This is a genomic window from Nocardioides sp., from assembly GCF_024509035.1.
In the GTDB taxonomy this organism is placed as follows: Bacteria; Actinomycetota; Actinomycetes; order Propionibacteriales; family Nocardioidaceae; genus Nocardioides.
The window spans coordinates 1-12,542 of record NZ_JANINT010000035.1 but is presented as its reverse complement, the minus strand read 5'-3'; the positions used below and the strand labels follow the sequence as shown (position 1 = coordinate 12,542).

Genomic DNA, 12,542 nt, shown 5'->3' with positions numbered 1-12,542 from the left:
CCCGAGGCGCCCGACCTGCACGGCTTGTTCGCGATGATGTGCGAGCGCGACGTCGAGGCGTGCGCGATGGAGGTGTCCAGCCACGCCCTCGTGATGGGCCGCGTCGACGGCGTGGTCTTCGACGTCGCCGTCTTCCTCAACCTCGGCCGAGACCACCTCGACTTCCACCGCGACGTGGAGGACTACTACGCGGCGAAGGCGTCCTTGTTCACCCCCGAGCGGGCCCGGCTCGCCCTGGTGAACCTCGACGACGCCCACGGGCGACGGCTCGTCGGCGAGACGACGATCCCCGTGCGGACCTTCTCCGCCCGCCAGGGGACGACCGGCCCCGAGGCCGACTGGCGCGTGGCGGACGTCGCCCTGCGCGCCGACGGGTCGGACTTCGTCGTGGTCGCCCCCGACGGGACGCGGATCCCGGCCGGGTGCCCCTTGCCCGGCGACTTCAACGTCGCCAACACGCTCGCCGCGGTGGCCGCCGCGGGGGAGGCCGGGCTGGACGCCGCGGCGGTGGCGGCGGGGATCGCGAGCAGCGGCGGCGTGCCCGGCCGCCTCGAGCGCGTCGACGCCGGCCAGGACTTCGTCGTGGTGGTCGACTACGCGCACAAGCCGGACGCGGTCGAGGCCGCGATCCGCACCCTGCGGCCGCTGACGGCGGGCCGCGTGATCGTGGTGCTCGGCGCCGGGGGCGACCGGGACCCGGGGAAGCGACCGCTGATGGCGGAGATCGCGGCCCGGCTGGCCGATCTGTTGATCGTGACCGACGACAACCCCCGCACCGAGGACCCGGCGGCGATCCGGGCCGCGATGATCGCCGGCGTCGGGTCGGGCGAGGCCGTCGAGATCGGCGACCGGCGCGCGGCCATCCGCGAGGCGGTGCGCCGCGCACAGCGGGGTGACATCGTGCTCATCGCCGGCAAGGGGCACGAGACGGGACAGGAGATCGACGGGGTGGTCCACCCCTTCGACGATCGGGACGTGGTGCGGGAGGAGATCGCATGCTTGCGATGACGCTGAGCAGGATCGCCCAGGTCGTCGGCGGCCAGGTCGTCGGTGACCCCGACGTCGTCGTCGACGCCCCGGCATACATCGATTCGAGGCAAGCCGTGCCCGGGGGGCTCTTCGTCGCGATCGTGGGCGAGCACGTCGACGGTCACGACTACGCCGACGGGGCGCACGCCGTCCTCGGGAGCCGGGCCACCGCCGCCCCGACGGTCGTGGTCCGCGACCCGGTCGTCGCGCTCGGCAAGCTCGCCGCGCACGTCATCCGTCGGCTCGACGCGACCGTCTTCGCCGTGACCGGGTCGCAGGGCAAGACCGGCACCAAGGACTACCTCGCGAGGATGCTCGCGCCCGCGGGCTCGACGGTCGCGACCACGAGCAACAACAACAACGAGCTCGGGGTGCCGCTGACCGTGCTGCGCGCCCACCCCGAGACCCGCTTCCTGGTGCTCGAGATGGGCGCCCGGCGCATCGGTCACATCAAGTACCTCTGCGAGATCGCTCCACCGCACATCGCGGCGGTCACCAACGTCGGCACCGCCCACATCGGCGAGTTCGGCAGCCGTGACTCCATCGCCTTCGCCAAGGGCGAGATCGTCGCCGCGCTGCCGGAGGACGGCACCGCGGTGCTCAACGGCGGCGACCCGCTCGTCGCGGCGATGGCCTCGCGCACCCGCGCGCGCGTCCTCACCTTCGGGCCCGACGACGCCGACGTCAGCGAGCGCGGCGCCGAGGTCGACGACCTCGGCCGGGTGTCGTTCGAGATCGGGTACGCCGACGAGTGGCACCCGGTCCACCTGCGCCAGAGCGGCCTGCACCAGGCGCAGAACGCGCTGGCCGCAGCGACGATGGCCCTCGCGGCCGGCGTCCCGCTCGCGGACATCGCGTCGGCCCTCACCGCGACCACCACCACCTCGCCGATGCGGATGGAGATGCACGAGCGAGCCGACGGCCTGATCGTCGTCAACGACGCCTACAACGCCAACCCCGCCTCCACGAAGGCCGCGCTCGAGTCGCTCTCGGTGATCGGCCGCCGGCGCCACCGCCGTACGATCGCCGTGCTCGGCGAGATGCGCGAGCTCGGACGCGAGTCGTTCCAGGGGCACGCCGAGGTCGGCCGTGCCGCGGGCCGCCTCGGGATCGAGGTCGTCGTCGTCATCGGCGAGGCGGCCGCAGGCGTCGTCGAGGGGCTCGAGAAGGTCATCGCCTGGACCGGCGACGCACTGGTGGCCGAGGACCGCGACGAGGCGATCGGCTGGCTGCTGGAGAATGTCCTGCCGGAGGACGTGGTCCTCGTGAAGGCGTCCCACGGCGTGGAGCTGTGGGAGGTCGCCGATGCGCTGCTCGACCCCGACGCGTGGCGAGCGGAGCATCCGGTGGAGCCGGGGGAGGCAGAGTCCGAGGTGGAGGGAGACGGAAGCACGCCATGAGAGCCATCCTGTTCGGAGGTGGCTTGGCCCTGCTGGTCTCGCTGCTCGGGACCCGCGTCGCGATCAAGCAGTTCACCAAGTGGGGCTACGGCCAGGAGATCCGCGACGACGGACCGACCAGCCACCACACCAAGCGCGGCACCCCCACGATGGGCGGTGTCGTCATCATCCTCGCGACGCTCATCGGCTACTTCGCCGCCAAGCTCATCACGGCCAACCCGCCCAGCGCGTCGGCCCTGCTGCTGCTGTTCTTGTTCGTCGGCACCGGCCTCGTCGGGTTCCTCGACGACTTCATCAAGATCTCCAAGCAGCGCTCGCTGGGACTGCGCAGCAAGGCCAAGATGATCGGCCTGACCCTGGTGGCGCTCGTGTTCGGGGTGCTCGCCCTCTCACCGTGGCTCGAGGACGACCGCGGTCAGACGCCGGCGTCCAAGCACATCTCGTTCATCCGCGACATCGGCTGGATCACCCTGCCGACGGTCCTGGTGGTGGTGCTGATCTGGCTGATCATCGCGGCCACCTCCAACGGCGTGAACCTGACCGACGGTCTCGACGGGCTCGCGACCGGGGCCTCGGTGATGGTGTTCGGCGCCTACATGCTCGTGAACATCTGGCAGAACAACCAGTGGTGCGGACAGACCGGCCTCGACCAGCCCAACCTCTGCTACGAGGTCCGCGACCCTCTCGACCTCGCGGTCGTCGCCGCCGCCGTGACCGGTGCCTGCTTCGGCTTCCTGTGGTGGAACGCCTCTCCGGCCGCGATCTTCATGGGCGACACCGGATCGCTGGCGCTGGGCGGGGCCCTGGCGGGTCTGGCGATCCTCACCCGCACCGAGCTGCTCCTGATCATCCTCGGCGGGCTGTTCGTCCTGGAGACCGTGTCCGTGATGCTCCAGGTGACCACGTTCAAGGTCACCAAGAAGCTGACCGGCACCGGGCGACGGGTGTTCCGCATCGCGCCGATCCACCACCACTTCGAGATGATCGGCTGGGAGCAGGTCACGGTGACGATCCGGTTCTGGATCATCACCGGCATCTGCGTCGCCGCCGGCCTCGGGATCTTCTACGCAGAATGGGTCGCCGGTATCTGATGAGCCGCATCAACCCCGCCGACCTCGGCCGGCACGACTCCTGGGACGGCGTCCGCGCGGTCGTCGCGGGGTTCGGCGTGTCGGGGTTCGCCGCCGCGGACAACCTCAACCACCTCGGGGCGAGCGTGATCGCGCTCGACGAGTCCGAGGACGGTGACCGGCCCGCGAAGGCCGAGCTGCTCGAGGTGCTCGGCGCCGACGTACGTCTCGGCGCCGGTACGACCGCGACGCTGCCCGACGACGTCGACCTGCTGGTCACCTCGCCCGGGTGGCGTCCGACGGCGCCGCTGCTGGCCCAGGCCCGCGAGCGCGGCGTGCCGATCTGGGGCGAGGTCGAGCTCGCCTGGCGGCTGCGGGACCCCGATCACCACACGCCGTGGCTGTGCGTGACCGGCACCAACGGCAAGACCACGACCGTGCAGATGCTCGACGCCATCTTGCGAGCGGCCGGCCTGCGCAGCATGGCGGTCGGCAACGTCGGCCTGCCGATCGTCGAGGCCGTCATGGATCCTGAGCCCTACGACGTCCTCGCCGTCGAGCTGTCCAGCTTCCAGCTGCACTACACCGACTCGATGAGCGCCGAGTCCGCGGCCGTCCTCAACGTGGCCGAGGATCACCTCGACTGGTACTCCGGGCCGACGGGGATGCGCGACTACGCCGCGGACAAGGGGCGCATCTACGAACGCGTCCAGCGCGCCTGCGTCTACAACGTCGCCGACCCCGAGACCGAGCGGCTGGTGCGCGAGGCCGACGTCATCGAGGGCGCCCGCGCCGTCGGGTTCACGCTGGGCATGCCCGGCGTGGGGATGGTCGGCCTGGTCGAGGACATCCTGGCCGACCGGGCCTTCATCGAGCAGCGCGACACCAGCGCCGCCGAGCTGTGCACGGTCTCCGACCTCGCCTCGCCCGCGCCCCACAACGTCGCGAACGCGCTGGCGGCCGCCGCTCTGGCGCGGTCCCACGGCGTGTCCCAGGCTGCGGTGCGCGACGGGTTGCGCTCGTTCCGCCCCGACGGGCACCGGATCGCCGTGATCGGCGAGCGCGACGGCATCACCTGGGTCGACGACTCCAAGGCCACCAACCCGCACGCTGCCCAGTCCTCCCTGCAGGCCTACGACCCGGTGGTGTGGGTCGCCGGCGGCCTCGCCAAGGGGGCGCACTTCGACGAGCTCGTGCTCGCGGTGCGCGACCGGCTGCGCGGGGTCGTGCTGCTCGGCCGTGACCGCGACGTCATCGCCGGGGCGCTTTCGCGACACGCGCCGGATGTCCCGGTCATCGTGGTCGGCGGCGGTGAGACTGGTGCCCAGATGAGTGGACATGCCTCCATGGAGCGCGTGGTCGGGGCCGCGGCCGAGTTGGCCCGACCCGGCGACACGGTCCTGCTGGCTCCCGGCTGCGCCTCCATGGACATGTTCACCAACTACGCCGAGCGCGGCGACGCGTTCACCGACGCCGTACGCCGCAGGCTGCACGACGACACCGAGGACCAGCTGTAGGACCAGGACCCGACGGGAGGGGGCGGGCGTGACCACCGCTGATCCCGACGACCTCTCGAGCGGCCTGACCCGGCGCCGTCCCGCGGCCCTCGGGTGGTTCGCGGCGGTGCGGCACGCGCTCGACCGGCCGCTGACGGCCTACTACCTGCTGCTCGGTGCGTCCGCGCTGCTGCTGACCATCGGCCTGATCATGGTGCTGAGCGCCTCGAGCGTCTACTCGTTCAAGATCAACGGCAGCTCCTACGCGATCGTCGAGCGGCAGCTGATGTGGGTCGCGATCGGCGTCCCGTGCGCCTGGATCGCCTCGCGGTTGCCGCACTCGGTCCTGCGCCGCTTCTCGTGGTTGGCGCTGCTGGTCTCGATCGTGCTGCTCGCGCTCACCCAGCTCGGCCTGGGCCGCACCGTCAACGGCAACACCAACTGGCTCGGCGTCGGGCCGTTCGTGCTCCAGCCGGCCGAGATCGCCAAGCTGTCGATCGTCGTGTGGGCCGCGCACATCTATGCCCGCAAGGAGAAGCGCCTCGGGAGCCTGCACGAGGTGCTCGTGCCAGTGGTGCCCGGCATGCTGCTGGTGACCGGGCTGGTCGTGCTCGGTCACGACCTCGGCACCGCGCTGGTCCTGATGGCCATCATGCTGGCGATGCTCTGGGTGGTCGGCGCCCCCGGGCGCCTGTTCGCCGGCTCGCTCTCGTTCATCGGTGTGATCGCGATCTGGCTCGCCTCGACCAGCTCGGAACGGCGCGAGCGGCTGACGAACTTCGCCGACCCCTTCAAGGACTTCCACGACGCCGGCTGGCAGCCCGCCCACGGCCTCTATGCGCTGTCCCACGGCGGCGTCTTCGGGCAGGGCATCGGCGCCAGCCAGCAGAAGTGGGGCAACCTCCCCGAGGCCCACACCGACTTCATCTTCGCGGTGCTGGGGGAGGAGCTCGGCCTGATCGGCACCCTCCTGGTCGTCGCACTCTTCCTCACGATCGCCTACGCGGCGGTCCGGGTGGCCTCCCACACGCAGGACGCGTTCGTGCGCTACACCACGTTCGGGATCGTCGTGTGGCTGCTCGGCCAGATGATCATCAACGTCGGCATGGTGCTCGCGCTGCTGCCGGTCATCGGCATCCCGCTGCCGCTGGTCTCCTACGGCGGATCCGCGCTCGTGCCCTCCCTCGTGGCCCTCGGGCTGCTGATCGGCTTCGCGCGCCGCGAGCCGGAGGCCGCGCGCGCCCTGGCCCAGCGCAAGAAGGCCCGCTCCGCCGGCCTGGCCGCCCGCATCTAAGGTTGCCCCGATGCGCGTTCTCCTCGCCGGCGGCGGCACCGCCGGCCACACCTCGCCCCTGCTCGCCACCGCCGACGCCCTGCGCCGGTTGCGTCCCGACGTCGAGATCACCTGTCTCGGGACGCCCCGCGGCCTCGAGAACCGAGTGGTCCCCGCGGCCGGCTACCCGCTCGAGCTGATCCCTCCGGTGCCGATGCCGCGCAAGCCCGGAGCCGACCTCCTCAAGGTCCCGGCCCGGCTGCGCGCGGCCGTCCGGGAGACCCGTCGCGTGCTCGACCGTGTCCGCCCCGACGTCGTCGTGGGCTACGGCGGCTACGTCTCCATGCCGCTCTACCTCGCCGTCCGCAAGGGCCAGGTCCCACTGGTGATCCACGAGCAGAACACCGTTCCCGGGCTGGCCAACAAGGCCGGCGCCCGCTTCGCGCGGCGGGTGCTCGTGAGCTTCCCCGACACCCCGCTGCGCGGCGCCGAGTACGTCGGTCTGCCGATCCGGCCCATGATCTCCGGCCTCGACCGCGCGGCCCGGCGCGCCGAGGCCCGCGCGTTCTTCGGCCTCGACCCCGACCGGCCCACGCTGCTGGTCACCGGTGGGTCCCAGGGGGCCCGCCGCCTCAACCAGGCGGTGTCGGGCGCCGCCGGCGCGCTCGCTGCGGCCGGGGTGCAGGTCCTGCACGCCGAGGGCAAGCACGGCGGCGCCGAGCCGGCCGTCCCGGGCCCGGGGGCGAGCGACGCCCCGGAGGTTCCGTACGTCGTCGTGGAGTACATCGACCGGATGGACCTCGCCTTCGCTGCGGCCGACCTGGCGATGTGTCGCGCCGGAGCCAACAGCGTCACGGAGGCTGCGGCCGTCGGGCTGCCCGCCGTCTACGTCCCGCTGCCCATCGGCAACGGCGAGCAGCGCAAGAACGCCGAGTCCGTGGTCGCCGCCGGCGGCGGCATCCTGGTCGACGACGCCGACCTGACCACCGAGTGGGTCGCCGCCACCGTGCCCCCGCTGGCCACCGACGCCGACCGGCTCGCAGCGATGGGCGCAGCCGCGTCCGGGGTGATCCCGCGCCATGCCGACGAGCTGGTCGCCCGGATCGTCCTCGAGGTCGGGGGCGCCGGATGAGGGTGCCCGTCCCCGACGAGATGCTCCCCGCCGACCGTCTCGGACGGGTGCACTTCGTCGGCATCGGCGGCGCCGGGCTCTCCGGCATCGCCCGGATCATGCTCGCCCGTGGCATCCAGGTCAGCGGCAGCGACGGCACCGACTCGCCCACGCTCGCGGCGCTGCGGACGCTCGGCGCCCGGGTGCACCTCGGCCACGACGCCGCCCACGTCCGAGACGTCGACACGCTCGTCGTCTCCACGGCCGTGCGCGAGGACAACCCCGAGTACCTCGAGGCCGTCCGCCAGGGGCTCCGGGTTCTCCCGCGGTCCGCAGCGCTGGCCGCGGTGATGGCCGGGCGCCGGGTCCTCGCGGTCGCCGGCACCCACGGCAAGACGACCACGACATCCCTCCTCACCGTCGCCCTGCAGGCCGCAGGAGCCGACCCGACGTACGCCATCGGCGGCGAGCTGGCCGCGACCGGCGTCAATGCGGCCGCCGGCGGCGGCGACCTGTTCGTCGCCGAGGCCGACGAGAGCGACGGCGCCTTCTTGCACTACACCCCCTACGCCGCGATCGTGACGAACGTCGAGGCCGACCACCTCGACCAGTGGGGCACCCCCGAGGCGTACGCCGCCGCGTTCGACGAGTTCGCCGACACGATCGACCCCGAGGGCTTCTTGGTGTGCGTCGTCGACGACCCGGGGGCCGCGGCACTCGCCGAGCGCCACCGCGCCGCGGGGCGCCGCGTCGTGACGGTCTCGGCCCGCGAGGCCGCCGCGCTCGACGGCGTCACGCTGTGGTCGCCGGGCGAGCACTACCTCGCCGATGCCCTGGCCGCCCTGGCGGCCGGCGTCGAGCTCGGGTACGCCGCCGACGACCTCGTGCGGGGCCTCGCGTCGTACACCGGGACCAAGCGCCGCATGGAGCGCAAGGGCGAGGCCGGGGGAGTGCGGGTCTACGACAGCTACGCCCACCACCCGACCGAGATCGCCGGCGACCTGCAGGCCGCCCGCGCCGTCGCCGGCGAGGGCCGCGTCGTGGTCGCGTTCCAGCCGCACCTCGTCTCGCGCACGCGGATCTTCGGCGCCGAGATGGGCCGCGCCCTTGGCGCCGCTGACGAGGTCGTCGTGCTCGACGTCTACCTCGCGCGCGAGGACCCCGACCCCGACGTCACCGGCGCCCTGGTCGCCGCGGCCGTGCCGCTGCCGGACGACCGCGTCGCGTTCGTGCCCTCCTTCGACGCGGTCCCCGCAGAGCTGGTCGCCCGGGCCCGTCCGGGCGACCTGGTCCTCACGCTCGGAGCCGGCACGGTCACCGAGATCGGACCGCGGGTGCTCCGGGAGCTGGAGCTGCGCGATGGCGAGGACTAGGCGCGACCCTGCCGAGCGGACCCGACGTCGGTTCGCGCGGCGCCAGTGGGCCCGCCGCTGGCTGGCCTGGCGCTACGTCGCCGCGGTCGTGGCGCTGGTCGGGGTCATCGCCGGTGGCGTCTGGCTGGTCTACTTCTCGGCCTGGCTGTCGGTCTCCGGCGTGGAGGTCCGTGGCGTCGAGCAGCTCAGCGCCGACCAGGTCCGCCAGGCCGCCGCGGTCCCCCAGGGCGAGGCGCTCGCCCGGGTCGACCTCGACCGCATCCGGTCTCGCGTGGAAGCGCTGGCGCCGGTCCGGTCGGTCGACGTGTCGCGCCAGTGGCCCGACCAGGTGCTGATCGACGTCGACGAGCGGGTCGCGATCGCCGTCGTGGAGATCGCGGGCCAGCTGCGCGGGATGGACGCCGAGGGCGTGGTGTTCCGCGACTACGCCCAGGCCCCTGCGGGGCTCCCGCGCGTGGAGTCCGGCGGCACGACCGGCGCCGAGGCGCTGCGCGAGGCGGCCCTCGTCGTGGCGGCGCTGCCGGCGGACCTGCAGGCGAAGGTCGACCACGTCGAGGTCTCGACGGTCGACGAGATCTCGCTGGCGCTGCCCGACGGACGCACCGTGGAGTGGGGGAGCGCTGAGGACTCCGAGCTCAAGGCGCGGGTGCTCACGGACCTGCTCGCCGCCGCGCCCAAGGCGCCGCACTACGACGTGAGCGTGCCCGGCCGCCCCACCACCAGCAAGGGTTGACCCGCCCGAAACTTTCGGGCGGGTCAACGTCTCCTTGGGCGTGTCGCCGCGATCGGGCGGTCCTGGCTGCCTAGTGTCGTCACCACGGCGAGGTTGACATAACTATAACCCTCAGGCTGAGGGTAAGAGTTCACCGGGCCGATCCGACGAGCAGCACCCTGAACATCCCGCACCCGTACCCGAGCAGCGAGAGGCGAATCCGCCGTGGCAGCAGCGCAGAACTACCTGGCCATCATCAAGGTCGTGGGCATCGGTGGTGGCGGCGTCAACGCCGTCAACCGGATGATCGAGGTCGGGCTCAAGGGCGTCGAGTTCATCGCGATCAACACCGACGCGCAGGCGCTCCTCATGAGCGACGCGGACGTCAAGCTCGACATCGGTCGCGAGCTGACCCGCGGCCTGGGCGCCGGCGCCAACCCCGACGTCGGCGCGCGCGCCGCCGAGGACCACGCCGACGAGATCGAGGAGGTCCTCAAGGGGGCCGACATGGTCTTCGTCACCGCGGGCGAGGGCGGCGGCACGGGCACCGGCGGCGCGCCGGTGGTCGCACGCATCGCCCGCTCGCTCGGCGCGCTCACCATCGGTGTCGTGACCCGCCCCTTCGCCTTCGAGGGCAAGCGGCGCGCCACCTCCGCGGAGGAGGGCATCGCCGGGCTCCGCGAGGAGGTCGACACCCTCATCGTGATCCCCAACGACCGACTGCTCTCGATCAGCGACCGCAACGTCTCCGTGCTCGACGCCTTCAAGCAGGCCGACCAGGTGCTGCTCCAGGGTGTCTCCGGCATCACCGACCTGATCACGACACCCGGCCTGATCAACCTCGACTTCGCCGACGTCAAGTCCGTCATGTCCAACGCCGGCTCGGCATTGATGGGCATCGGCTCGGCTCGTGGCGAGGACCGCTCGGTCGCGGCCGCCGAGATGGCGGTGTCGAGCCCGCTGCTCGAGGCCAGCATCGACGGCGCCCACGGCGTCCTGCTCTCGATCGCCGGCGGCTCCGACCTCGGACTGTTCGAGATCAACGAGGCCGCCGCGCTGGTCGCCGAGGCCGTGCACGTCGACGCCAACATCATCTTCGGCGCCACCATCGACGACGCCCTGGGTGACGAGGTCCGCGTGACCGTCATCGCGGCCGGCTTCGACGGCGGCATGCCCAAGCGCAGCGGCGAGGGCACGGTCCTGCGCCGCGAGCCCAAGCAGGCGGCAGCCCCGAGCTCACAGCCGGCCCCGGCCCAGCAGTCGGCGCCGGCCCGCCAGGAGGCCCGGCCGGCGGTCTCGGACGACCGGTCCGCGGTGCCCGCCGGTGCGCAGGCGCGGCCCCAGGGCGGCAGCACCCCCGACGCCGCCACGCGTCCGGCGCCGCGGCAGGTCCAGTTCGACGACGACGACCTGGACATCCCCGACTTCCTGAAGTGACCTTCCTCTACCGCGACACCCTCACCTGGGGCACCGCCACGGTGTCGGTCGGGTTCACCGAGCGACGGCTCGACCTCGGTGACCTGGCCGCCGCGGCCGCCCGGGAGGCGGCGCTCGCCGAGATCCAGGAGGTCACGGGGGCCGCGCCACACCTCATGCACCAGGTGCATGGCACCGGCGTGCAGATGGTGGAGGACTGGGACGCCGCGGCGGGTCCCCCGGACGTCGACGCGCTGATCACCGCGCAGCCGGGGCGGGCGCTGCTGACCCGCGCCGCCGACTGCGTCCCCGTGCTGCTCGCCGCCGACTCCGGCGCGATCGGGGCGGTGCACGCCGGCCGCGAAGGCGTGCGGCGGGGCGTGGTGCCGGCCACCGTCGACCGGCTCCGAGCGCTCGGGGCGCAGCGGCTGCACGCGTGGATCGGCCCGCACATCTGCGGTGCGTGCTACGAGGTGCCCGACGAGATGCGCGCCGAGGTCGCATCGGCGGTCCCGGCCACGCATGCGACGACGAGCTGGGGTACGCCGGCCCTCGACCTCGGTGCCGGCGTGCGCGCCCAGCTCGCGGAGGCCGGGTGCGCGATCGTCGAGGTCGGGGGCTGCACCCGCGAGGTCCCCGCGCTCCACTCCTACCGACGCGACGGCGCGGAGGCCGGCCGGATGGCCGGCGTGATCTGGAGGACGCCATGAGCCAACCAGCCACTGCCGGACGCCGTGACCAGATCGCGACCAACCTCGCGACCGTGCGAGAGCGGATCGCCACGGCCTGCGCCGACGCAGGCCGCGAGCCGTCCGACGTGCAGCTGGTGGTCGTCACCAAGTTCTTCCCCGCCTCCGACGTGCGTGTGCTGGCCGACCTGGGCGTGACCGACGTGGGGGAGAACCGCCACCAGGAGGCGGAGGCCAAGGCCGCCGAGTGCGCCGACCTCGGCCTGCGGTGGCACTTCATCGGCGGTCTGCAGAGCAACAAGGCGGCCGCCGTCGCGGCGTACGCCGACGTCGTCGAGTCGGTCGACCGGCTCAAGCTCGTCGCACCGCTCGAGCGCGGCGCGGAGCGCCGCGAGCGAGCCGTGGAGGTGCTGCTCCAGGTCAGCCTCGACCCTCCCGGCGCGCAGGGCCGCGCCGGGGCCGAGCCCGGCGACCTGGCCGCCCTGGCGGCGGCCGTGGCGGAGTCGGACAACCTGCGGCTGCGCGGCCTGATGGCCGTGGCGCCCCTCGGTGCGGACCCCGCTGCGGCGTTCGCGCGGCTGGCGGCGATCCAGCGAGACTTCCTCGCCGACCATCCCGACGCCACCTGGCTCTCGGCGGGGATGAGCGGCGACCTGGAGCACGCGATCAGAGCGGGAGCGACACACGTGCGTGTCGGCTCCGCGGTCCTCGGTTCGAGGCCACAGGTCAAGTAATGTCCCAACCACCACACGATCACCGGAGGACACAGTCATGAGCGGCGGCATGCGCAGGATCGGCGAGTACCTCGGCCTGCTCGAGGACACCGGCCGGTACGACGACGAGTACGACGTCCACGACGAGTACGAGACTCAGGAGACGGCCCCCGTGCGCGCCTCCAAGCGCGAGAGCCGTCCGGCACCCGTGGCCGACCTGTCCGAGCGCCGCCGGCCGGCGTCGGGCCCGACCGGAGTGG

The 12,542-nt window shown here is 72.9% G+C and carries 11 protein-coding genes and 1 pseudogene; all 12 read left to right on the top strand.

Translation table 11 applies throughout. The annotated features are described in order from the left end of the window. A partial coding sequence (locus tag Q0L15_RS03550) for a UDP-N-acetylmuramoyl-L-alanyl-D-glutamate--2,6-diaminopimelate ligase (RefSeq protein WP_296602294.1) occupies positions 1-1,008 on the top strand: 1,008 nt, incomplete at its 5' end. After that, entirely contained in the window at positions 1,005-2,429 is a 1,425-nt protein-coding gene (murF, locus tag Q0L15_RS03545; RefSeq protein ID WP_296602293.1) for a UDP-N-acetylmuramoyl-tripeptide--D-alanyl-D-alanine ligase, read from the top strand. The genes Q0L15_RS03550 and murF, both read left to right, overlap by 4 nt. Then, on the top strand, positions 2,426-3,520 hold the full coding sequence (gene mraY, locus Q0L15_RS03540; protein ID WP_296602292.1) for a phospho-N-acetylmuramoyl-pentapeptide-transferase: 1,095 nt from the start codon (positions 2,426-2,428) through the stop codon (positions 3,518-3,520). Before murF ends, mraY begins: the two co-directional genes overlap by 4 nt. Then, positions 3,520-5,016 carry a UDP-N-acetylmuramoyl-L-alanine--D-glutamate ligase gene (gene murD, locus Q0L15_RS03535; protein ID WP_296602295.1) on the top strand — a complete coding sequence of 499 codons (1,497 nt, stop codon included), beginning with the start codon at positions 3,520-3,522 and terminating at the stop codon, positions 5,014-5,016. The genes mraY and murD overlap by 1 nt, the downstream gene beginning before the upstream one ends. A 28-nt stretch (positions 5,017-5,044) precedes the next feature. Beyond that, the gene (gene ftsW, locus Q0L15_RS03530) at positions 5,045-6,289 is read left to right on the top strand and encodes a putative lipid II flippase FtsW (RefSeq protein WP_296602290.1); all 1,245 of its coding nucleotides are present in this window, start codon (positions 5,045-5,047) and stop codon (positions 6,287-6,289) included. A 10-nt stretch (positions 6,290-6,299) separates the two neighbouring features. Then, entirely contained in the window at positions 6,300-7,400 is a 1,101-nt protein-coding gene (gene murG / locus Q0L15_RS03525) for an undecaprenyldiphospho-muramoylpentapeptide beta-N-acetylglucosaminyltransferase (protein WP_296602289.1), read from the top strand. Further along, positions 7,397-8,752, top strand: a complete 1,356-nt coding sequence (murC, locus tag Q0L15_RS03520; protein ID WP_296602287.1) for a UDP-N-acetylmuramate--L-alanine ligase — start codon at positions 7,397-7,399, stop codon at positions 8,750-8,752. Before murG ends, murC begins: the two co-directional genes overlap by 4 nt. Continuing rightward, the gene (locus Q0L15_RS03515; RefSeq protein WP_296602286.1) at positions 8,739-9,485 is read left to right on the top strand and encodes an FtsQ-type POTRA domain-containing protein; all 747 of its coding nucleotides are present in this window, start codon (positions 8,739-8,741) and stop codon (positions 9,483-9,485) included. The genes murC and Q0L15_RS03515 overlap by 14 nt, the downstream gene beginning before the upstream one ends. A gap of 204 nt (positions 9,486-9,689) precedes the next feature. Continuing rightward, positions 9,690-10,901, top strand: coding sequence for a cell division protein FtsZ (gene ftsZ, locus Q0L15_RS03510; RefSeq protein ID WP_296602285.1), 1,212 nt, complete (start codon positions 9,690-9,692; stop codon positions 10,899-10,901). Beyond that, positions 10,898-11,590, top strand: a complete 693-nt coding sequence (locus tag Q0L15_RS03505; RefSeq protein ID WP_296602283.1) for a polyphenol oxidase family protein — start codon at positions 10,898-10,900, stop codon at positions 11,588-11,590. Before ftsZ ends, Q0L15_RS03505 begins: the two co-directional genes overlap by 4 nt. Next, entirely contained in the window at positions 11,587-12,303 is a 717-nt protein-coding gene (locus Q0L15_RS03500) for a YggS family pyridoxal phosphate-dependent enzyme (protein WP_296602282.1), read from the top strand. Before Q0L15_RS03505 ends, Q0L15_RS03500 begins: the two co-directional genes overlap by 4 nt. 37 nt (positions 12,304-12,340) lie before the next feature. Then, positions 12,341-12,542, top strand: a pseudogene (locus tag Q0L15_RS03495) (cell division protein SepF); the annotation flags it as partial.